Consider the following 21,219-nt stretch of genomic DNA (forward strand, 5'->3'; position numbering starts at 1 on the left):
GATGCGCGTCGCATTGGCGCCGGCGACGGTGAGGAGAATGCCATGTTCAACGCAGTAATCGACGCGCCGTTCGGCAAGGTCGGCATCCGCACGGATGCGGCCGCGGTGCGCGAAATCGTCTATCTGCCCGAATCGGTGAAGTCCGTCGCGCCGGACACGCCGCTCGCGAAGCGCGCGGCCGAGCAGATCGAGCGGTATTTCGAGCGCGCGTCCGCCCGTTTCGACCTGCCGCTCGCACCGGTCGGCAGCGCATTCCAGCACCGCGTGTGGGACGTGATCAGCGATATTCCGCCTGGCACCGTGCTGACGTACGGGCAGGTCGCGAAGCGGATCGGCAGCGCGCCGCGCGCGGTCGGCCAGGCATGCGGCGCGAACTATTTTCCGCTGGTGATCCCGTGTCACCGCGTCGTCGCGGCGAGCGGGCTCGGCGGCTTCGCGAATCACGACGACGACGGCTATTACCTGAAAGTGAAGCGCTGGCTGCTGGCGCACGAGGGCGTGCCGTACCGATGAGCGAACCGCTGCTTTCTGCCGAAGCCGATGACGGTGCCGCCGCGCCGTCGCCCGCGCTGCTCGCGAGCCGCGCGTCGATCGACCTGTTCTGCGATGCGCTGTGGCTCGAGCACGGGCTCGCGCGCAACACGCTCGATGCGTACCGGCGCGACCTGACGCTGTTTTCGCAATGGCTCGCGGCCACGCACGACGCGGCGCTCGACGCGGCCGACGAAACGATGCTGACCGGCTATATCGCCGCCCGCAGCGACGGCAAGGCGACGTCGTCGAACCGGCGGCTGTCGGTGTTTCGCCGCTATTACGGCTGGGCCGTGCGCGAGCATCGCGCGAGCGCCGATCCGACGCTGCGCATCGCGTCCGCGAAGCAGGCGGCGCGATTCCCGTCGACACTGTCCGAGGCGCAGGTCGAAGCGTTGCTCGGCGCGCCCGACATCGCGACACCGCTCGGGCTGCGCGATCGCACGATGCTCGAGCTGATGTATGCGAGCGGGCTGCGCGTGAGTGAGCTCGTCACGCTGAAGACGGTCGAGGTCGGGCTCAACGAAGGCGTCGTGCGCGTGATGGGCAAGGGCTCGAAGGAGCGGCTCGTGCCGTTCGGCGAGGTCGCGCACGGCTGGATCGAACGCTACCTGCGCGAGGCGCGGCCCGCGCTGCTCGGCGCGCGCGCGGCCGACGCGCTGTTCGTGACGGCGCGCGGCGACGGCATGACGCGTCAGCAGTTCTGGAACATCATCAAGCGCCACGCGCAGCAGGCGGACGTGCGTGCGCATCTGTCGCCGCACACGCTGCGGCACGCGTTCGCGACGCATCTGCTGAACCACGGCGCGGACCTGCGCGTCGTGCAGCTGCTGCTCGGTCACGCGGACATCTCGACCACGCAGATCTATACGCACGTCGCTCGCGAGCGCCTGCGCACGCTGCACGCGCAGCATCATCCGCGCGGCTGAACGCAGGCTTGCGCTCGGGCTGGGGCTTGCACGCGGGCTCCCGCTCCGGCACCGGTGCGCACGGCGGGCGGCGGCCGTACGAGAAAGCCTGACGACCGCCCGCGCGCACCGTCGCGCGCGCATGCGCCCGCATCATGCGAGTTCGCGCAGCTTGTGTTTGAGCACCTTGCCGGTCGACGCGGCCGGCAGCGCATCGAGCACGCGGATGCGCGCAGGGCGCTTGTACGGCGCGAGCCGCTCCGCGCACCACGCGTGCAGCGTCGCGTCGGTTGCCGTCGCGCCCGGCGCCAGCTCGACGAACGCGAGCACTTCCTCGTTGCCTTCGACGGGGCGCCCGATCACTGCGGCCTGCACGACGTCCGGATGCGCGTTCAGCACCTGCTCGACTTCGACCGGATACACGTTGAAGCCCGAGCGGATGATCAGCTCCTTGCTGCGGCCGACGATCGTCACCGCGCCGTCGGCATCCTGCCGCGCGAGATCGCCGGTGCTCAGCCAGCCGTCCGGCGACACGGCCGCGCGCGTCGCATCGACGTTGCGGTAGTAGCCGAGCATCACGTTCGGCCCGCGCACGCGAATCTCGCCGACTTCGCCGCGCGGCACGTCGGCACCGTCGGGCCCGACGATGCGCATCTCGATGCCGGGAATCGGCATGCCGACCGAGCAGTCGGCGCGCGGCGCATCGAGTGGCGTCTGCGTGATCGTCGGGCTGCTTTCGGTCATGCCGTAGCCGTTGTGCAGCGGGATGCCGTAGACGCGCTCGACGCGCGCCTTCAGCGCCGCGTCGAGCGGCGAGCCGCCCGAATACGCGAAGCGCAGCCGCGGCGCATGCCACGCATGGCCGTGCGTGTGGAGGTGCTCGATCAGCTTCGCATGCATCGCGGGCACGCCCTGGAAGATCGTCACGCGCTCGTCCGCCAGTGCGACGCGCACGGCTTCGGGCGAAAAACGGGGCGCGAGCCGCAGTGTCGCGCCGGCATAGAGGCTGCCGAGACAGACCGACGCGAGCCCATACACGTGCGACACGGGCAGCACCGCGTAGACGATGTCGTCCGGCGACACGCGCCGCAGCGTGCTCGACATCGCCGCGATGAACAGCAGGTTGCGGTGCGATAGCATCACGCCTTTCGGTGTGCCGGTCGTGCCGGTCGTATAGATCAGCGCCGCGCACTGGGCGGCGCCGTCGGCGGCCACCGGTTCGCTGCCGGCGTGCGCGTCGAGCCGATACGACCACGCGCCGATGTCGACGGGCAGTGCATCGGCACGCGCGGCCTCGTGCCGCGCGGCATGCGCGCGAGCGTCGGGCGACGTGTCGGTGACGAACGCGGTCAGCTTCGGGCGCGCGTGCGCGGCGATTGCGTCGAGCTCGGCCGCCGACAGCCGCGCGTTCGACACGAGCGCCCACGCATCGATGCGCGCGGCCGCGAACAGCAGCACGACCTGCGCGACGCTGTTTTCCGCCACGATCATCACGCGGTCGCCACCGCGCACGCCGAGCGCCGCGAGCCGCGACGCGACGGCATCGATGGCCTGCGCGAGCTCGGCGTACGAGAGCCGGCGCGCGTCCTCGATCAGCGCGGGCCGCTCGGGCGCCTGGGCGGCCCAGCGCGCGGGCACGTCGGCGATGCGCGGCGGCAGCGCGGCGAGCAGCGCGTCGACGTCGGGCTCGGGTGAACGGATCGATGAAGTCATGGCGTCTCCGGAAAAGGGGCCGGCGGCATCGGCGCGGCGGCATGAGAATGCGAACGATCGTGCCATGACGGCGCGCGCGCCACAATCGGCCGTTCGGTCAATGGCGCTTCGCGCGATTCGCAACGATCATGAGCGGACCGATGCGTGCCGTGCGCCGCGCAGCGGGCCGCGAGTATAGCCCGGCGCGCGCCGGCGGTTCGTCGCGCGCCGTTCGCCATTAGAATGCCGCCATGAGCAAATCGAGACACGTATCAGAAACGCCGGCGACCCAGCTGCTGCGCCGGCACGGCGTCGCGTTCGGCGAGCATCCGTACGCATACGTCGAACACGGCGGCACCGGCGAATCGGCGCGGCAGCTCGGCGTCGACGAGCACATCGTCGTGAAGACGCTCGTGATGGAAGACGAGCATGCGAAGCCGCTGATCGTGCTGATGCACGGCGATCGCACGGTGTCGACGAAGAATCTCGCGCGCCAGATCGGCGCGAAGCGCGTCGAGCCCTGCAAGCCGGAGGTCGCGAACCGTCATTCCGGCTATCTGGTCGGCGGCACGTCGCCGTTCGGTACGCGCAAGCCGATGCCGGTCTACGTCGAGTCGACGATTCTCGACTTGCCGACGATCTACCTGAACGGCGGCCGCCGCGGCTATCTCGTGAGCATCGCGCCGTCGGTGCTGACGGCGCTGCTCGGCGCGAAGCCCGTGCAGTGCGCGAGCGTCGACTGAGGGTTTCACCTTCGTGGCAGGTCGCGCGCGTTCGGTAGAATGGGCGCCGTTTCGGCTCGCCGCGCCGCGTCGGCGCCGGCCGGCGGTCCGCACTGCTGCGCCTGCGTCGCATCGCGCGGCCGCCGCGCGCGAGCCGTCCCTTCACCGATACGTTGAAAGAAGAGTTTCCCGCATGCAGATCCTGCTCGCCGCCCTCATTGCCTACCTGATCGGCTCGGTGTCGTTTGCCGTCATCGTCAGCGCCGCGATGGGCCTCGCCGATCCCCGGTCGTACGGGTCCAAGAACCCCGGCGCGACCAACGTGCTGCGCAGCGGCAACAAGAAGGCCGCGATCCTGACGCTGATCGGCGATGCGTTCAAGGGCTGGATCGCCGTGTGGCTGGCGCGCCGTTACGGCCTGCCCGACGTCGCGATCGCGTGGGTCGCGATTGCGGTGTTCATCGGCCACCTGTATCCGGTGTTCTTCCGCTTCCAGGGCGGCAAGGGCGTCGCGACCGCAGCCGGCGTGCTGCTCGCCGTTCATCCGGTGCTCGGGCTCGCCACCGCGCTCACCTGGCTCATCATCGCGTTCTTCTTCCGCTATTCGTCGCTCGCCGCGCTGGTCGCGGCCGTGTTCGCGCCGCTGTTCGACGTGTTCCTGTTCGGCACGAATCACAATCCGATCGCATGGGCGGTGCTCGCGATGAGCGTGCTGCTCGTGTGGCGTCATCGCGGCAACATCGCGAAACTGCTGGCGGGGGAGGAGAGCCGGATCGGCGACAAGAAGAAGGCGGCCGCGAACGGCAACGCGCAGGACGGCGGGAAAGCGTAATGCAGCGGGAAGGGCGCCCGCGTGCTGCAGGCAGCAGCGTGCCGGCGCCCGTCTCGCGACCGGTCAGTCGCGGAAGTTGTTGAAGTCGAGCGGCGTATCGGTCACGTCCTTGCGCAGCATCGCGATCACGCTCTGCAGATCGTCGCGCTTCGCGCCGGACACGCGCACGGCGTCGCCCTGGATACTGGCCTGGACCTTGATCTTGCTGTCCTTCACGAGCCGCACGATCTTCTTCGCGAGGTCGCCCGTCACACCCTTCTTGACCGTGACGACCTGCTTGACCTTGTCGCCGCCGATCTTCTCGATCTTGCCGTAATCGAGGAAGCGCACGTCGACGTTGCGCTTGGCCATCTTGCCGATCAGCACGTCCTTCACCTGACCGAGCTTGAAATCGTCGTCGGCGAACAGCGTCAGCTCGCGGTCCTTCTGCTCGACGCGCGCGTCGGAGCCCTTGAAGTCGAAGCGCGTCGAGATTTCCTTGTTCGACTGCTCGATGGCGTTCTTCACTTCGATCATGTTCGCTTCGGAAACGACGTCGAACGATGGCATGGCATTCTCCCTTGAGACTTGAGGCACGGTGCCCGGCCGGCGCGCGGGCACTCGCTATAATTGCGGACTGTTTGCCATTTTACCGATGCCCTTCCGTTTGCCCAAGGCCGCGCCGTGCGGCCCGTCGGGCGGACGCGAGCGAATGCCGATGCCTCCTGACGAATCCGCCCTGTCGCTGCTCCCCGACCATCCGCTCGCCGCGCACAACACGTTCGGCATCGACGCGAGGGCGCGCTATGCCGCGCGCATCACACATCCCGCGCAGTTCGAGGCGCTGCATCGCGACGCGCGCGTCGCGACGCTGCCGCATCTCGTGCTCGGCGGCGGCAGCAATGTCGTGTTCACACGCGACTTCGACGGCCTCGTGCTGCTCGATGAAATCGCCGGGCGCCGGGTCGTGCGCGACGACGACGACGCGTGGTACGTCGAAGCAGGCGGCGGCGAGAACTGGCATGCGTTCGTCGGCTGGACGCTCGAGCAGGGCATGGCGGGCCTCGAGAACCTCGCACTGATCCCGGGCACCGTCGGCGCGGCGCCGATCCAGAACATCGGCGCGTACGGCCTCGAAATGAACGCGTATTTCGATTCACTCGTCGCGATCGAACTCGCGACGGGGCGCAGCGAGCGTTTCGACGCCGCGCGCTGCGCGTTCGGCTATCGCGACAGCTTTTTCAAGCGCGACGGGCGCGGGCGCTTCGCGATCGTATCGGTGACGTTCCGGCTGCCGAAACGCTGGACGCCGCGGCTCGGCTATGCGGACGTCACGCGCGAACTCGATGCGCGCGGCATCTCGCCGGACGCGGCGACGCCGCGCGACGTGTTCGATGCGGTCGTCGCGATCCGGCGCGCGAAGCTGCCCGATCCGCGCGAGCTCGGCAACGCGGGCAGCTTCTTCAAGAATCCGGTGATCGATCGCGCGCAGTTCGACGCGCTGCATGCGCGCGCGCCGGGCATCGTGTCGTATCCGCAGCCGGACGGCCGCGTGAAGCTCGCGGCGGGCTGGCTGATCGACCGCTGCGGATGGAAAGGGCGCGCGCTCGGCGCGGCGGCCGTGCACGAGCGGCAGGCGCTCGTGCTCGTCAATCGCGGCGGCGCGACGGGCGCGGACGTGCTCGCGCTCGCGCGCGCGATCCAGCACGACGTGCGCACGCAGTTCGGCGTCGAGCTCGAGCCCGAGCCGGTCTGCCTGTAGTGCGGACGGATCCCGGCCGACTGCGGCCGGCGCGCCGGTTTCCCGTGCCGTACAAAAGGAAACGCCGATCGGACGATCGGCGTTTTTCATGCGATGCGCGCGGCGCAGGCCGCGCAGCGGCTGCGTTCAGTGCTTGAGGCGGCCCAGCAGCAGGAACTCCATCAGCGCCTTCTGCACGTGCAGGCGGTTTTCCGCTTCGTCCCACACGACGCTCTGCGGGCCGTCGATCACGCCGGCCGTCACTTCCTCGCCGCGATGCGCGGGCAGGCAGTGCATGAACAGCGCGTCCGGATTCGCGTGGCCCATCATTTCCTCGTCGACGCACCAGTCGGCAAACGCCTTCATCCGTGCCTCGTTCTCGGCCTCGAAACCCATGCTCGTCCAGACGTCCGTCGTGACGAGATCGGCGCCCTTGCATGCTTCGTTCGGATCGTCGAACACCTCGTAGAACGGTGCGCTGTCGGGCGACACGAGCTTCATGTCGAGCGCGTAGCCGGGCGGCGTCGACAGGCGCAGCTTGAAGCCGAGGATCTGCGCGGCCTGAATCCACGTATAGAGCATGTTGTTCGCGTCGCCGACCCATGCGACCGTCTTGCCGGCGATCGGGCCGCGGTGCTCGTAGTACGTGAAGATGTCGGCGAGCACCTGGCACGGATGGTATTCGTTGGTCAGCCCGTTGATCACCGGCACGCGCGAGTTTTCCGCGAAGCGCTGGATGATGTCCTGCTCGAACGTGCGGATCATGATGATGTCGACCATCCGCGAGATGACCTGCGCGGAATCCTCGACCGGCTCGCCGCGGCCGAGCTGCGTGTCGCGCGTGCTCATGAATACCGCGTGGCCGCCGAGCTGGAAGATCCCCGCTTCGAACGACAGGCGCGTGCGCGTCGAGCTCTTCTCGAAGATCATCGCGAGCGTGCGGTCGTGCAGCGGATGGTAGGTCTCGTAGTTCTTGAACTTGCGCTTCAGGATACCCGTGCGTTCGAGCACGTACTCGTAGTCTTCCAGCGAGAAATCCTTGAACTGCAGGTAGTGACGAATGGTTTTGGCGGTCATGAAACGAAATACGGCGGGCTTCACCCGGCGGCGACGCCGGACGGCGCCGCCGTCGGATGTGAATAACTCAAAGCAGCATAAAGGATTTTCCGTGCTTTGACGAGCCGCGCAGGCGAACGGGGATCGATCGCGGCGCAGCGCGGCCCGCTGTCCGGCAGGGGCGGCGAAACGACGCGCGATGGCGCGCTGCGGTATAATTTCGAAGTTTTCTCCAGCCCGGCACGCAAGCCGTTTCGCGGTTCTGCCGGACACAAGCCGTGCGCTGCACAAATCCCGTGCGGCGTGCCGGCCGCACGTGTCGATCGCCCGTTTTTCGGCGCGCCGGCACGCGCGAGCGGCGTCGATTCCAGCTTTGTGTTCGCGTGCTCACGCACTGTCGCGTGGGTATCGCCGGGCCGTCACTTGGGTAACCACATGGCTGAAACCCCCCCGACCGAATACTTCATCCAGGGCGTCACGAAAGACGGGAAAAAGTTTCGCCCGAGCGACTGGTCGGAACGTCTGGCCGGCGTGATGTCCTGTTTCGGGCCAGGGGCGAGCGGGCCGAATGCGCGTCTCCAGTACTCGCTCTACGTGCGCCCGACGCTGCTCGGCGACACCAAATGCGTGATCCTCGACTCGCGGCTGCGCGATGTCGAGCCGATGGCCTTCGATTTCGTGATGAACTTCGCGAAGGACAACAATCTCGTCGTGACCGAGGCGTGCGAACTGCCGGACTATAACGAGAAGAAGTGAGGCGCACGGGCGCGCCGCGCCTGTTGCGGTATTGCATGACACCGCGCAGGTATGCAGCGCCCACGCAAAAAAGCCCGCCGAAGCGGTAATGCCGTTCAGTTAAGGTTCTTTCTGAGGAACCGGACGGCATAACGAGCAGGACGGGACTTGACGGCCCGATCGCATTTGCGATCAGGCCGTTTTACATTGATGAGCAGCTTGAGGTGTTCGCGAAGTCGCTTGAGCACGGCGGGCAGCTTGGCGAAGGCAGGCGTGCGTGCAGCCCACATCATCTCGTGCTGGATGAGATGGAACGAGCGAACGAAGCTCAGTTCGGTCGGTTCGCACTTGGCCTCGAAGGCGGCGCAAGCCATTTCGCGGCGAATCAGGTTGTAAGCGATCAGCGCACCCCAGATCTCTTGGTAGATGCCGTCGACGGTTCGGCTACGTAGGGTCAGTTCGCTACCGAGCATGGACTGCTTCAGTTCGCGATAGCTGGTCTCGATCTGCCAGCGCCGCTCGTAGCAAGCAACCAGATCGGCCAACTTGAAGCGGCGCCGATCGGTCAACGACGTCAGTAGTACACGTTCCCGCCCCTGTGCATCTTGAATGCGCACTGCACGCGCCGTCCACCACTCCGGCAGATCGGGGCATTTCTGCCGAGCCTGAGGCGAGACGCGCATGCGCACCAATGCATCGTCCGGTTTGCCCGACAGTACCTCCCAACGCGTATTGGACTTTGCCGGAATCAGGAAGTGGCGATTGCGTTCGCCCGAGCTCAGGCCGCACAGGATCTCGGCTGCCAGGAAGCCTTTGTCGAAGACCGTGAGCGAATGGTCGGGAATCTGCGCCAGCAGATTCTTGGCGTAGATCATCTCGTTGGTGTCGTAGCGGCCAAACGCAATGTTTGCTACCAGATGCGTCGGGATCGAGGTCAGCGTGACGGCCCGCACCTGCGGGTAGCTGGCCACCTTGCCGCTCGCGTAGCTTTGGGACCCGAAATGCTCCCGATTCGCGGCACTGTCCGGCGTGCGTAGCGTGGTGCCATCCATGGCCCACAAGCTAAGCCCTTTGAAGGCATGGCGCGCACCATCCTGCTTGCACCATGCTTGCGCGGTTTGCTCGAACAGCCAAGCTATCGGGGCGTGGCCTAAGCGCTGCCGGGCCTGGGTGACGGCGCTCTTGCTGACGAACGTGGTCTCGTTGGGCAGCACCAGTTCCAGACTGTCCACCACTTCGCTGACTGACCAATGACGATAGATCGCCAGCGCGATCACCAGCCAGACCACCTGTTCAGCCGGCAAGCGACGGCGACGAATGCTCGCCGTGCCTGTCGCTTCGATGGCCTGTTCGATCCATGCATGGGGAAGATGCTCCGCCAACCGGCTCAGGTCGGTAGGTTCGGCATCGAGCATGAAGGTCAGGTGGTCGGTCAGCATCGCGCCAAAAGTTAACATCTCAGAGCAGCGTTTACAACCACTCCTTCCCCAAAACAAAAATGCCGTTCAGTTGCTTAACTGAACGGCATTACCGCCGAAGCGGGCTTTTTTGCGATCGCAGGAAACAGGAGTGCCCGCACGAGGCGGGCACGCCGGAATTTACGCTGCTGCCTGCAGGCCCTTGACGGCTGCGGCGAGGCGGCTCTTGCTGCGAGCGGCCTTGTTCTTGTGAACGATCTTCTTGTCGGCGATCGTGTCGATCGTCTTGACGGCAGCCTTGAACAGCTCGGCAGCCTTTGCCTGGTCGCCGGCGTCGACGGCCTTGCGAACAGCCTTGATCGCGGTACGGAATTTCGAGCGCAGCGCCGAGTTGTGCGAGTTTGCCTTCGCGGCCTGGCGGGCGCGCTTGCGTGCTTGTGCGGAGTTAGCCATGACGGTTCCTTATCCTGTCCTGTTTCCAGAGCTTGGAGCCTGACGGCCAAGCGCTGCTTTTCGATCCGTCCCCTGAGAACGATTGCCCAGGGGCGCATAAAAAAACGGTGATTTTAACCGAGGCCGAGACATGGAAACGGCAGCCGCCGTGCATGTAACAGGCTCAGAAACCGGCGATTATAGCAACAAAATCAAGCGCGTGGCAAGTTCGGCGTAATCCCGCCGGACACGGGCGCCGGCGGCGCGGCGCGTTTTCGGCATCGCGCCGCGTCCGGTCGCGCAACGTCCGTATAATAAGCGCCCCATGAATCTATTCCGAGCCCTGCTGACGGTCAGCGGCTTCACGCTGCTGTCGCGCGTGACCGGACTGGCCCGCGAGACGCTGATCGCCCGTGCGTTCGGCGCCAGTCAATACACCGACGCGTTCTACGTCGCGTTCCGCATTCCGAACCTGCTGCGCCGGCTGTCCGCCGAAGGCGCGTTCTCGCAGGCGTTCGTGCCGATCCTCGCCGAGTTCAAGAACCAGCAGGGCCACGATGCGACGAAGGCGCTCGTCGACGCGATGTCGACCGTGCTCGCGTGGGCGCTCGCCGTGCTGTCGATCGTCGGGATCGCCGGCGCGTCGTGGGTCGTGTTCGCGGTCGCCTCGGGCCTGCGCACCGACGGCCAGGCGTTCCCGCTCGCGGTCACGATGACGCGCATCATGTTTCCGTACATCGTGTTCATTTCGCTGACGACACTCGCGTCCGGCGTGCTGAACACGTACAAGAGCTTCTCGCTGCCCGCGTTCGCGCCCGTGCTGCTCAACGTCGCGTTCATCGTCGCGGCGGTGTTCGTCGCGCCGCACCTGAAGGTGCCGGTGTTCGCGCTCGCGTGGGCCGTGATCGCCGGCGGCGTGCTGCAGTTCCTCGTGCAGTTGCCGGGCCTGAAGAAGATCGACATGGTCCCGCTGATCGGGCTGAACCCGTTGCGCGCGCTGCGTCACCGCGGCGTGAAGCGCGTGCTCGCGAAGATGGTGCCCGCGACCTTCGCCGTGTCGGTCGCGCAGCTGTCGCTGATCATCAACACGAACATCGCGTCGCGGCTCGGGCAGGGCGCCGTGTCGTGGATCAACTATGCGGACCGCCTGATGGAGTTCCCGACGGCGCTGCTCGGCGTCGCGCTCGGCACGATCCTGCTGCCGAGCCTGTCGAAGGCGCACGTCGACGCCGATGCGCACGAATATTCGGCGCTGCTCGACTGGGGGCTGCGCGTCACGTTCCTGCTTGCCGCGCCGAGCGCGCTCGCGCTGTTCTTCTTTGCGACGCCGCTGACGGCGACGCTGTTCAATTACGGGAAGTTCGACGCGCACACCGTGACGATGGTCGCGCGCGCGCTCGCGACGTACGGCATCGGGCTGATCGGCATCATCCTGATCAAGATTCTCGCGCCCGGCTTTTACGCGAAGCAGGACATCAAGACGCCGGTGAAGATCGCGGTCGGCGTGCTGATCGTCACGCAGCTGTCGAACTACGTGTTCGTGCCGCTGATCGGGCACGCGGGGCTTACGCTCAGCATCGGCGTCGGCGCGTGCCTGAACTCGCTGCTGCTGTTCTTCGGGCTGCGCCGCCGCGGGATCTACCAGCCGTCGCCGGGCTGGCTGCGCTTTTTCGTGCAGCTCGTCGGCGCGTCGCTGGTGCTGGCGGGGCTGATGCACTGGTTCTCGATCAGCTTCGACTGGACCGGCATGCGCACGCAGCCGCTCGAGCGCATCGTGCTGATGGGCGCGTGCCTCGTGCTGTTCGCTGCACTATATTTCGGTATGTTGTGGCTGATGGGCTTCAAATACGCTTACTTCAGAAGGCGCGCCAAGTGACGACCGCTATGACCCGCGTCCTCGACTACTTCAGCACGCTCGTGGCGGACGACGAGAGCCTGCCCGTCACGGAAGCCGCGCTGTCGCTGGCGCAGGACGCGTACCCCGACCTCGATCTGCAGGGCACGCTCGCCGAGATCGACATGCTCGCCGCGCGGCTGCGGCGCCGGCTCGCCGACGATGCGGATCTGAAGCACCGCGTCGTCGCGCTGAACGACTTCTTCTTTCGCGAACTCGGCTTCGCGTGCAATCACAACGACTACTACGACCCCGATAACAGCCACCTGAACGCGGTGCTGAAGCGGCGGCGCGGGATTCCGATCTCGCTGTCGGTGCTGTATCTGGAACTGGCCGAGCAGATCGGCGTGCCGGCGCGCGGCGTGTCGTTTCCCGGTCATTTCCTGCTGCGCGTGACGCTGCCGGACGGCGACCTCATCATCGATCCGACCAACGGCCATTCGCTGTCGGAAGCCGAGATGGTCGAGATGCTCGAGCCGTACGTCGCGCGTGCGGCGGGCGCCGTCGACAGCGCGTTGCGCGCGCTGCTGCAGCCGGCGACGAGCCGCGAGATCATCGCGCGGATGCTGCGCAACCTGAAGACGATCTATCTGCAGACGGAACGCTGGCAGCGGCTGCTCGCGGTCCAGCAGCGGCTCGTGATCCTGCTGCCCGATCATGTCGACGAGGTGCGCGATCGCGGCTTCGCGTATGCGCGGCTCGACTATCTGCGCCCCGCGCTCGAGGATCTCGAACAGTATCTCGGCGAGCGGCCGGACGCCGAAGACGCGACCGTCGTCGAGTCGCAGGTCAGCGAGTTGCGGCAGCGGATGCAGCGCGACGCCGAAGACTGATGCGGCACAAACGCGCAAAAAAAGCCGCCCGGAAGGGCGGCTTGCGTGGCGCAACGTATGCGCGCCGGTTACTTCAGCGCGTCGAATGCGCGCTCGCGGATTTCCTCGACGGTACCGAGACCGGAGATCTTGCGATACTGCGGCGCCTTCAGGCCGTTTTCCTCGCCGCGCTTCGCCCAGTCGCCGTAATACGTGATCAGCGGCTTGGTCTGCGCCTCGTACACCTCGAGGCGCTTCTTCACGGTTTCTTCCTTGTCGTCGTCGCGCTGGATCAGCGGCTCGCCCGTCACGTCGTCCTTGCCTTCGACCTTCGGCGGATTGAACTTCACGTGATACGTGCGGCCCGACGCCGGGTGCGTGCGGCGGCCGCTCATCCGTTCGATGATTTCCGAGAACGGCACGTCGATCTCGAGCACGTAGTCGATCGCGACGCCCGCTTCCTTCATCGCGTCGGCCTGCGCGATCGTGCGCGGAAAGCCGTCGAACAGATAGCCGTTCGCGCAGTCCGCTTCCTTCAGACGTTCCTTCACGAGGCCGATGATCAGCGCGTCCGGGACGAGCTTGCCGGCGTCCATGTAGCCCTTCGCTTCGACGCCGAGCGGCGTGCCGGCCTTGACGGCCGCGCGCAGCATGTCGCCGGTCGAGATCTGCGGGATGCCGAACTTTTCCTTGATGAAGTTTGCCTGGGTGCCCTTTCCCGCGCCGGGCGCGCCCAACAGGATCAAACGCATGATGATATCTCCGGTATGTAGATTCGTATGGCGAGACGCGACGGTGTCGGCGACAGCGTGCACGGCGCTTGCGCGGCGCGGCGGCGGACCGGTCTGACGCGGCGCGTCGATCGGGCGACGCGCGGCTGCCGGCAGGGGCCGCGGCGGGAGCAAGCGAGCACGCGCAGGTCGCAGACGGCTCGCACAATCGCCCGATTATGCCATGGGTTATTTTGAATCCGGCCGAAAAAGGGCCTGCACCCGCGCGAGGTCGGCCGGCGTATCGACGCCGGCCGCGGGCGCGCGCTCGGTGACGAGCACCGCGATGCGTTCGCCGTGCCACAGCGCGCGCAGCTGTTCGAGCTGCTCGGCCTGCTCGATCGGCGCCTGCGCGAGCGACGGATAGGTGCGCAGGAAACGCGCGCGATAGGCGTACAGGCCGATGTGCCGATAGACGGGCGCGGCCGGGGCCGGCATCGCGGCGACGTCGGGCCAGTGCGGCTGATAGGCGTCGCGGCTCCATGGAATCGGTGCGCGCGAGAAGTAGAGCGCGACGCTTTGCGCGTCGAGCGCGACTTTCACGATGTTGGGGTTGAACACGTCGGCCGCGTCGTGAATCGGGTGCGCGGCAGTCGCGATCGCGCAGGCCGGATGCGCGGCGAGATGCGACGCAACGTCGCGCACCAGCGCGGGATCGATCAGCGGCTCGTCGCCCTGCACGTTGACGACCACCGTGTCGTCGTGCCAGCCGCACGCGGCCGCGACTTCCGCGAGCCGGTCGGTGCCGGACGGATGATCGGCGCGCGTGAGCACCGCGTCGAAGCCGTGTTCGCACGCCGCGTCGAGCACGCTCTGAGCGTCGGACGCGACCAGCACCTGCTGCGCGCCCGCTTCGCGCGCGCGCTCGGCCACGCGCACGACCATCGGCTTGCCGCCGAGATCGGCGAGCGGCTTGTTCGGCAGGCGCGTCGACGCGAGCCGGGCAGGGATGACGGCGATGAAGGGTTGCGGATGAGTCATCGGAATCGGGCGGTGAGAGGAGGTCGGGACGGGCGCCGCCGTCGCGACGGCGGGGCGCCCGGCGGCCGCGGCGGCCGGGATGCGGCGCGCGGCCGCGTGGGGCGACGCGGCGCTCAGCGGCCGGACGGATCGACCGGCGTGCCTTCGACGGTCTGCCGCGCTTCGTCGACGAGCATCACCGGGATGCCGTCGCGAACCGGATAGGCGAGCTTGTCCGCGTTGCAGATCAGTTCCTGCGCGGCGCGGTCATAGTGGAGCGGGCCTTTGCAGATAGGGCACACAAGAATTTCAAGCAGGCGAGCGTCCACGGAGTTTCTCCACAACGAGGGCAATGAGGCGGGGATCGAGCGCGGCTTCGACGGGGACGACCCACAGCCGAGCGTCGCGCCAGGAAGCGCCCAATTTTACTGCATCCTTCTCGGTGATCAGGATCGCGTCGACGGCGTCGTCGACGAACGGGTTGTCCGCGAACGCGTAATGGTCGGGCAGCGCGCGCGTCGCCGGCGCGAGGCCGGCCGCCCGCAGCGTCGCGAAGAAGCGCTCCGGCGCGCCGATCCCGGCCGCCGCGAGCACGCGCTCGTCCGCGAACTGCGACAGCGGGCGGCGCAGCGTCGGCTGGTCGAGATGCCATGCGGCGCCCGGCGTCAGCGCGAGCGAATAGGTGTCGGGCCACGGCGGCAGCGCGCCGCTGTACGGGTCGTTCACGAGCGTCGCATCGCGGTGCCGCGACAGCGGCTCGCGCAGCGGCCCGGCCGGCAGCAGAAAGCCGTTGCCGCCGAGCCGGTGGTCGAACACGACGAGTTCGACCGTACGCGCGAGGCGGTAGTGCTGCAGGCCGTCGTCGCTGACGATCACGTCGACGTCCGGGTGCGCGGCACGCAGCGCCTGCGCGGCCGCGACGCGGTCCGGGCACACCCACACCGGTGCGCCGGTGCGGCGCGCGATCAGCAGCGGCTCGTCGCCGGCCGTGCCGGCACGCGAGGCGGGCGTGACGGCGGTCGGCGTTTTCACGTTCGCGCCGTAGCCGCGCGACACGACGCCCGGCGTGAAGCCGGCCGCGCGCAGCGCATCGACGAGCGCGATCACGGTGGGCGTCTTGCCGGTGCCGCCGACCGTCACGTTGCCGACCACGACGACCGGCACGCCGACGTCGACCGCCTGTTTCCAGCCGCGCGCGTACGCCGTGCGCCGCAGCGCCGCGCAGAGGCCGAAGGCGCACGCGAACGGCGTGAGCGCCCACGCGAACGCGCCGCGGCGCTGCCATTCGCGCGTCACGCGCGTTTCGAGCCGCGCGAGCAGGCCGTCGGCCGCGCTCATCGGGCCGGACGCGGCATCGCAGGCGCCGCAGCGTGGGACGGGTTCGTCAAGGCGGATTCTCCGTTGGGCGGCGCGTGCCGCAAGGGGTTCGGAAGGCGGCACTCTAGCGCGCCGGCCGCGCTCGCCGCAAGCGCGGGCCGACGCAGCGCGAGACGGGGACGGAACGCGCGAGCTTGTGGATAACTCTGTGAAAAACTTGCCTGCCATTGGCCGCAAAGGCCCGCCGGACGGGCCTCGAATCGGATGAGAATCATTTCGAAAGGTTTAAAAAGAGCTATAAATCAACGAGTTAAACCAAATAGTCAGGTTTTTTGCGCGATTTTTCAGCGGTTTTCGCCGGCGCTTGCCAGAGTGTGGACACTTCGGTGCATGGCAGCGGCGCGGCATGACGCTGGACGCCGCGCGGATGTCGGACTATCGTGTCGCCGCCAGCATTCAATCGACCTTCCATGCTCTCCGACTCTCCTTTTGCCGCACCCGGCGCGACGCGCGGCGGCGACGAAGTGATTCCCGTTTCGGCGCTGAACCGCGCGATTTCGACGACGCTCGAACGCTCGTTCCCGCTGCTGTGGATCTCGGGCGAAGTATCGAACTTCACGCGCGCGGCGAGCGGCCACTGGTATTTCTCGATCAAGGATCAGCAGGCGCAGATGCGCTGCGTGATGTTCCGCGGCCGCGCGCAATACGCGGAGTTCATGCCGCGCGAAGGCGACCGCATCGAAGTGCGCGCGGTCGTCACGATGTACGAGCCGCGCGGCGAGGTGCAGCTGAATGTCGAGGCCGTGCGGCGCACCGGACAGGGACGGCTCTACGAGGCGTTTCTGCGGCTGAAGGCGCAGCTCGAGGCCGAAGGGCTGTTCGCGCCCGAGCGCAAGCGGCCGCTGCCCGCGCACCCGCGCGCGATCGGCATCGTCACGTCGCTGCAGGCCGCCGCGCTGCGCGACGTGCTGACCACGCTCGCGCGTCGCGCGCCGCATGTCCCCGTGATCGTGTATCCGGCGCCCGTGCAGGGCGCCGGCGCGGCGGAGAAGCTCGTCGCGGCCGTGCAAACGGCGAACGCGCGGCGCGAAGTCGACGTGCTGCTCGTCTGTCGCGGCGGCGGCTCGATCGAAGATCTGTGGTCGTTCAACGACGAAGCGCTCGCGCGCGCGATTGCGGCGAGTGAACTGCCGGTCGTCTGCGGCGTCGGGCACGAAACCGATTTCACGATCGCCGATTTCGCGGCCGACGTGCGCGCGCCGACGCCGACCGGCGCGGCCGAGCTCGCGAGCCCGCAGCGCGCGCTGCTGCTGCGCGAACTGGCCGAGCGCGAACGGGCGCTTGCCCGCGCACTGGCGCGCGGGCTCGAGCAGCGCGCGCAGCAGCTCGACTGGCTCGCGCGCCGGCTCGTGAGCCCGGCCGAACGGCTGCAGCGGCAGCGCGCGCACGTCGGCCAGCTCGCGGTGCGGCTCGCGACCGCGGCCGCGCGCCCGGTGCGCGACGCACGCGCACGGTTTGCGCTCGCGCAGTTGCGCTGGCAGCGCGCGCGGCCCGATCCGGCGCATGCGCGCCACGTGCTCGCCGGGCTGTCGCAGCGTCTCGCGGTTGCGCTGCAGCGCCGTCACGAGCGCGATACCGCGCGCGTCGCCGCATGCGCGGCACGGCTCGAGGTGCTGAGCCCGCAGCGCACGCTCGAGCGCGGTTACGCGGCGCTGATCGATGCGCAGACGGGCCGCGCGGTGCGCGCGCCGAGCGCGCTGAAACCGCAGCGCCGGCTGACCGTGCATCTCGCCGAAGGCTCGGCCGACGTGTCGCTGGCCGACGTGCAGCCGCGGCTGACCGATACGATCTGACCTGACCTGCAACCCAACGCGCGAGCGCCGTCGAACGCGCCGCGCGGACGCCGGCGGCGCGGGCACGCGCGCTGCGCGTCTCGCCCGCGTGCCGCCCGCGTGCCGCCCGTTGCGCGAACGCCGCTTTTCCGCATACCGCGGATAAATGGCCCACGAGTTTGCGGGGTTATTCGTCCTCGCCTACAATCGGACGCTCGGCAGCATTCAACACAGCCTCCCTACATACTCAACGAAGGAATCGCCATGGCTCATACGCTCCCGCCGCTCCCGTACGCTGAAGACGCACTCGCGCCGACCATCTCGAAAGAGACGATCGAGTACCACTACGGCAAGCATCACCAGGCTTATGTGACGAACCTGAACAACCTGATTCCCGGCACCGAGTTCGAGAACATGCCGCTGGAAGAGATCGTGAAGAAGTCGTCGGGCGGCATCTTCAACAACGCCGCGCAAGTCTGGAACCACACGTTCTTCTGGAACAGCCTGTCGCCGAACGGCGGCGGCGCACCGTCGGGCGCGCTCGGCGACGCGATCAACGCGAAGTGGGGTTCGTTCGACGCGTTCAAGGAAGCGTTCACGAAGGCCGCAGTCGGCACGTTCGGCTCGGGCTGGGCATGGCTCGTGAAGAAGGCCGACGGTTCGCTCGACATCGTGTCGACGAGCAACGCCGCCACGCCGCTGACGACGGCCGACAAGCCGCTGCTGACGATCGACGTGTGGGAGCACGCGTACTACATCGACTACCGCAACGCACGTCCGAAGTTCGTCGAAGCGTTCTGGAACATCGCGAACTGGGACTTCGCCGCGAAGAACTTCGCGTAAGTCCCTGCGTCGCCGCGCCGTGCGGCGCGCGACGTCGACGAAAAGCCCTCGATTTCGAGGGCTTTTTTCTTTTCGGGCGCCGCGTTCGCGTTCGCCTCACGCGAGCGTCGTCGCCAGCCAGCCGAGCGCCGCGCTCGCGATCACGACGGCCCACGGCGGCACGCGCCAGAACGTCAGCGCGACGAACGCGACGAGCGCGGCGCCGAAGTCGCGCGGCGACACGATCGTGTCGGTCCAGACCGGGTGATAGAGCGCGGCGAGCAGCAGCCCGACCACGGCCGCGTTGACACCCGCGAGCGCGGCCTGCATCCGTGCGTTGCGCCGCATGCGCGCCCAGAACGGCGCGGTGCCGGCCACGAGCAGGAACGACGGCGCGAAGATCGACACGAGCGCGATCATGCCGCCGAGCCAGCCGTTCGGCTCGATGCGCAGCGACGCGCCGAGGAATGCCGAAAACGTGAACAGCGGCCCGGGCACCGCCTGTGCGACGCCGTAGCCGGCGAGGAAGGTCGAATCGTCGACCCAGCCCGGCGCGACGACGGCGGCCTGCAGCAGCGGCAGCACCACGTGACCGCCGCCGAACACGAGCGCGCCCGTGCGGAAGAAGGCGTCGACGATCGCGAGGCTGTCGGCATGCAAGGCGCTGGCGGCGAGCGGCAGCGCGACGACGAGCGCCGCGAACGACGCGAGCCACAGCACGCCGGCGCGCGGCGACACGTGCAGCGGCAGCGGATCGTGCGCATCGCGCGCCGCTTGCGGCAGCAGCACGACGCCCGCCGCACCGGCCGCCGCGATCACGGCGATCTGCGTCCATGCGGCCGGCGCGAGCAGCGCGACGCACGCGGCCGCGGCCATCAGCGTCGCGCGCCGCGCATCGGCGCACAGCGTGCGCGCCATGCCCCATACCGCCTGCGCGATCACCGCGACCGACACGATCCGCAGCCCGTGCAGCGCGCCCGCGCCGAGCGGCGCGCCGCCCGCGTGCATGCCGAGCGCCGCCAGCATCATCAGCACGGCCGACGGCAGCGTGAAGCCGAGCCAGGCGGCGCACATCCCCGCATAGCCGGCGCGCGACAGCCCGATCGCCATCCCGACCTGGCTGCTCGCCGGGCCCGGCAGGAACTGGCACAGGCCGACGAGATCCGCATAGGCGCGCTCGGTCAGCCAGCCGCGCCGCGTGACGAATTCGTCGCGGAAATAGCCGAGATGCGCGACGGGGCCGCCGAACGACGTGAGCCCGAGCCGCAGGAATGCGATGAACACGGGCCACGGGCTGCGGCCGGAGGCGGACAGCGTCGACGGGTTCAAGGCGGGGCGCACTGGCGGTTCACGTAGACGAATGGGACATGAGCGGCGATCGGCCGATCGGACGAGCCGCCACGATAGCGCAATGCGCGCGCGGCGGGGCGGCGGCGCGCTCAGCGCGGCCCGTCATGCAGCCCGCTCGCGCGGCGCAGCGCGTCGACGTCGACGATTTCGATCTCGCCGACATGCAGTCGCACGACGCCGTCCGCCTGCAGTGCATTCAGCAGCTGATTGGTCGTCTGGCGCGTCAGCGACAGCATCGCCGCGAGCTTCTCCTGCGACAGCCGCACGCGCGTGCGGCCCGCGCTGATCCCGCCGTAGCCGTCGGCGATCATCAGCAGACGCGCGGCGAGACGCTGCGCGGCCGACATCACGCTCATCGATTCGACGGTCAGGAAGCTCAGGCGCAGCTTCTGCGCCATCAGCAGCGCGAACTGCCGCCAGTATTGCGGCGTCGCGTCGAGCATCGCGAGCAGCGCGGGCTGCGGCACGTGCAGCAGCAGCGCGTCGTCGAGCGCGACCGCGTCGTGCGTGCGCGGCTGCCCGTCGAACAGCGCGATTTCGCCGAACCACGTGACGGGATCCGCCACCGTCAGCAGCGCTTCCTTGCCGTGCGCGTCCACCGCGCCGATCGTCAGCGAGCCGTCCAGCACCGCGTACAGCCCGCACGGCGGATCGCCGCGCCGGAACAGCGCGTGTCCGGCCGGCAGGCGGCGCAGTTCGGCGGCGGCGAGCAGTTGCGCGCGCAGCGCCGGCGGCAGCGCGGCGAACCACGGGTGCGCGTCGAGTTGCGGCAGGTACGGGGCGAGCGAGGCAGGCATGGGGCGCGATGTCGGGTAGCTGACAGAGGGACGCAGGCGTGACGGGCATCATAGCGCCAACGACCGTTTCAGGAGACGCGATGAAGACGCTCGAAGACCATCTGTCGCAATACGCGGCCTACCATCGCGATGCGCGCAATATCGCGACGCATCTGGTCGGCATTCCGCTGATCGTGTTCGCGGTCGAGGTGCTGCTGTCGCGGCCGGCGCTCGCGGTCGCGGCCGGCGTCGCGCTGTCGCCGGCGCTGCTGCTCGCGGTGGCGATCGCGGTGTTCTACGTGCGGCTCGACCTGCGCTTCGGGATCGCGATGGCCGCGTTGCTCGCGCTCGGACTGTGGGCCGCGCAGACGGTCGCGCGGCTGCCCACGGCGCAGTGGCTCGCGATCGGCGTCGGTGCGTTCGTGATCGGCTGGATCGTGCAGTTCGTCGGCCACTGGTTCGAAGGGCGCAAGCCCGCGTTCGTCGACGATCTGATCGGCCTGGCGATCGGGCCGCTGTTCGTCGTCGCCGAACTCGCCTTTTTCGCGGGGTGGCGCGACGACGTGCGGCGCGAAGTCGAGCGGCGCGCGGGGCCGGCGCACGGCGGCAGGCATTCGCACGTCTGAGCGGCGGGGAACGC

General features: G+C 68.3%; 23 protein-coding genes. 11 read left to right on the plus strand and 12 right to left on the minus strand.

Annotated elements, in window-relative coordinates; all coding sequences use genetic code 11:
* Window positions 1-42 precede the first annotated feature (42 nt).
* Window positions 43-513: a methylated-DNA--[protein]-cysteine S-methyltransferase gene (locus tag BCR55_RS10660; RefSeq protein WP_006406429.1), complete on the plus strand. Its 471-nt coding sequence runs from the start codon at window positions 43-45 to the stop codon at window positions 511-513.
* On the plus strand, window positions 510-1,460 hold the full coding sequence (xerD, locus tag BCR55_RS10665) for a site-specific tyrosine recombinase XerD (RefSeq protein ID WP_065494541.1): 951 nt from the start codon (window positions 510-512) through the stop codon (window positions 1,458-1,460). The genes BCR55_RS10660 and xerD overlap by 4 nt, the downstream gene beginning before the upstream one ends.
* Before the next feature lie 132 nt (window positions 1,461-1,592).
* Here the strand turns inward: xerD and BCR55_RS10670 are convergent, their stop codons facing one another.
* A complete protein-coding gene (locus BCR55_RS10670; protein ID WP_065494542.1) occupies window positions 1,593-3,152 on the minus strand; it encodes a class I adenylate-forming enzyme family protein in 1,560 nt (519 codons plus the stop codon).
* A gap of 230 nt (window positions 3,153-3,382) precedes the next feature.
* Here BCR55_RS10670 and BCR55_RS10675 point away from each other — a divergent pair, with 230 nt between their 5' ends.
* Window positions 3,383-3,874 (plus strand): aminoacyl-tRNA deacylase, encoded by a 492-nt coding sequence (locus tag BCR55_RS10675; RefSeq protein ID WP_039219817.1) that lies wholly within the window; start codon window positions 3,383-3,385, stop codon window positions 3,872-3,874.
* 172 nt (window positions 3,875-4,046) lie between these two features.
* Entirely contained in the window at window positions 4,047-4,685 is a 639-nt protein-coding gene (plsY, locus tag BCR55_RS10680) for a glycerol-3-phosphate 1-O-acyltransferase PlsY (protein ID WP_012212836.1), read from the plus strand.
* Between the two features lie 63 nt (window positions 4,686-4,748).
* On the opposite strand, the gene BCR55_RS10685 is transcribed toward plsY, so the two are convergent.
* Window positions 4,749-5,234: a YajQ family cyclic di-GMP-binding protein gene (locus BCR55_RS10685; protein ID WP_060113674.1), complete on the minus strand. Its 486-nt coding sequence runs from the start codon at window positions 5,232-5,234 to the stop codon at window positions 4,749-4,751.
* A 142-nt stretch (window positions 5,235-5,376) separates the two neighbouring features.
* On the opposite strand from BCR55_RS10685, the gene murB reads away from it, so the two are divergent.
* Window positions 5,377-6,426 carry a UDP-N-acetylmuramate dehydrogenase gene (murB, locus tag BCR55_RS10690; RefSeq protein WP_065494543.1) on the plus strand — a complete coding sequence of 350 codons (1,050 nt, stop codon included), beginning with the start codon at window positions 5,377-5,379 and terminating at the stop codon, window positions 6,424-6,426.
* Window positions 6,427-6,552: 126 nt separating this feature from the next.
* Here murB and argF read toward each other — a convergent pair whose 3' ends face one another.
* Entirely contained in the window at window positions 6,553-7,482 is a 930-nt protein-coding gene (gene argF, locus BCR55_RS10695) for an ornithine carbamoyltransferase (RefSeq protein ID WP_012212838.1), read from the minus strand.
* Window positions 7,483-7,896: 414 nt separating this feature from the next.
* Between argF and BCR55_RS10700 the strand changes: the two genes are divergently transcribed.
* A complete protein-coding gene (locus tag BCR55_RS10700; protein ID WP_035488618.1) occupies window positions 7,897-8,217 on the plus strand; it encodes a DUF3579 domain-containing protein in 321 nt (106 codons plus the stop codon).
* Between the two features lie 95 nt (window positions 8,218-8,312).
* Here BCR55_RS10700 and BCR55_RS10705 read toward each other — a convergent pair whose 3' ends face one another.
* Both BCR55_RS10705 and rpsT read right to left on the minus strand, forming a co-directional pair.
* The gene (locus BCR55_RS10705; RefSeq protein WP_065494898.1) at window positions 8,313-9,635 is read right to left on the minus strand and encodes an IS4 family transposase; all 1,323 of its coding nucleotides are present in this window, start codon (window positions 9,633-9,635) and stop codon (window positions 8,313-8,315) included.
* Between the two features lie 159 nt (window positions 9,636-9,794).
* Window positions 9,795-10,067, minus strand: a complete 273-nt coding sequence (gene rpsT / locus BCR55_RS10710) for a 30S ribosomal protein S20 (protein ID WP_006398494.1) — start codon at window positions 10,065-10,067, stop codon at window positions 9,795-9,797.
* 304 nt (window positions 10,068-10,371) lie between these two features.
* Here rpsT and murJ point away from each other — a divergent pair, with 304 nt between their 5' ends.
* Together murJ and BCR55_RS10720 are read left to right on the plus strand one after the other, a co-directional pair.
* The gene (gene murJ, locus BCR55_RS10715; protein WP_059940164.1) at window positions 10,372-11,922 is read left to right on the plus strand and encodes a murein biosynthesis integral membrane protein MurJ; all 1,551 of its coding nucleotides are present in this window, start codon (window positions 10,372-10,374) and stop codon (window positions 11,920-11,922) included.
* 8 nt (window positions 11,923-11,930) lie between these two features.
* The gene (locus BCR55_RS10720; RefSeq protein ID WP_006406420.1) at window positions 11,931-12,773 is read left to right on the plus strand and encodes a SirB1 family protein; all 843 of its coding nucleotides are present in this window, start codon (window positions 11,931-11,933) and stop codon (window positions 12,771-12,773) included.
* 68 nt (window positions 12,774-12,841) lie between these two features.
* Here BCR55_RS10720 and adk read toward each other — a convergent pair whose 3' ends face one another.
* From adk to BCR55_RS33005, 5 genes are all read right to left on the minus strand, one after another.
* Window positions 12,842-13,504, minus strand: a complete 663-nt coding sequence (adk, locus tag BCR55_RS10725; RefSeq protein WP_006398497.1) for an adenylate kinase — start codon at window positions 13,502-13,504, stop codon at window positions 12,842-12,844.
* 207 nt (window positions 13,505-13,711) lie between these two features.
* Window positions 13,712-14,503: a 3-deoxy-manno-octulosonate cytidylyltransferase gene (gene kdsB, locus BCR55_RS10730; protein ID WP_065494544.1), complete on the minus strand. Its 792-nt coding sequence runs from the start codon at window positions 14,501-14,503 to the stop codon at window positions 13,712-13,714.
* A gap of 113 nt (window positions 14,504-14,616) precedes the next feature.
* Window positions 14,617-14,811 carry a Trm112 family protein gene (locus BCR55_RS10735; RefSeq protein WP_006398499.1) on the minus strand — a complete coding sequence of 65 codons (195 nt, stop codon included), beginning with the start codon at window positions 14,809-14,811 and terminating at the stop codon, window positions 14,617-14,619.
* Window positions 14,792-15,820: a tetraacyldisaccharide 4'-kinase gene (gene lpxK / locus BCR55_RS10740; protein ID WP_006406418.1), complete on the minus strand. Its 1,029-nt coding sequence runs from the start codon at window positions 15,818-15,820 to the stop codon at window positions 14,792-14,794. Before lpxK ends, BCR55_RS10735 begins: the two co-directional genes overlap by 20 nt.
* A gap of 289 nt (window positions 15,821-16,109) precedes the next feature.
* On the minus strand, window positions 16,110-16,271 hold the full coding sequence (locus BCR55_RS33005; RefSeq protein ID WP_006406417.1) for a hypothetical protein: 162 nt from the start codon (window positions 16,269-16,271) through the stop codon (window positions 16,110-16,112).
* Here BCR55_RS33005 and xseA point away from each other — a divergent pair.
* Both xseA and sodB read left to right on the plus strand, forming a co-directional pair.
* Window positions 16,270-17,652: an exodeoxyribonuclease VII large subunit gene (gene xseA / locus BCR55_RS10745; protein WP_045594234.1), complete on the plus strand. Its 1,383-nt coding sequence runs from the start codon at window positions 16,270-16,272 to the stop codon at window positions 17,650-17,652. The genes BCR55_RS33005 and xseA overlap by 2 nt on opposite strands.
* A gap of 243 nt (window positions 17,653-17,895) precedes the next feature.
* Window positions 17,896-18,474 carry a superoxide dismutase [Fe] gene (sodB, locus tag BCR55_RS10750; RefSeq protein WP_006398503.1) on the plus strand — a complete coding sequence of 193 codons (579 nt, stop codon included), beginning with the start codon at window positions 17,896-17,898 and terminating at the stop codon, window positions 18,472-18,474.
* 96 nt (window positions 18,475-18,570) lie between these two features.
* Here sodB and chrA read toward each other — a convergent pair whose 3' ends face one another.
* Window positions 18,571-19,782 carry a chromate efflux transporter gene (chrA, locus tag BCR55_RS10755; RefSeq protein ID WP_065494545.1) on the minus strand — a complete coding sequence of 404 codons (1,212 nt, stop codon included), beginning with the start codon at window positions 19,780-19,782 and terminating at the stop codon, window positions 18,571-18,573.
* A 110-nt stretch (window positions 19,783-19,892) separates the two neighbouring features.
* Window positions 19,893-20,600 carry a Crp/Fnr family transcriptional regulator gene (locus BCR55_RS10760; protein ID WP_006411349.1) on the minus strand — a complete coding sequence of 236 codons (708 nt, stop codon included), beginning with the start codon at window positions 20,598-20,600 and terminating at the stop codon, window positions 19,893-19,895.
* Window positions 20,601-20,680: 80 nt separating this feature from the next.
* Here BCR55_RS10760 and BCR55_RS10765 point away from each other — a divergent pair, with 80 nt between their 5' ends.
* The gene (locus BCR55_RS10765; RefSeq protein ID WP_006411348.1) at window positions 20,681-21,205 is read left to right on the plus strand and encodes a DUF962 domain-containing protein; all 525 of its coding nucleotides are present in this window, start codon (window positions 20,681-20,683) and stop codon (window positions 21,203-21,205) included.
* The last annotated feature ends 14 nt before the right edge of the window (window positions 21,206-21,219 follow it).

Source organism: Burkholderia sp. CCA53 (assembly GCF_001685525.1).
GTDB lineage: Bacteria > Pseudomonadota > Gammaproteobacteria > Burkholderiales > Burkholderiaceae > Burkholderia > Burkholderia multivorans.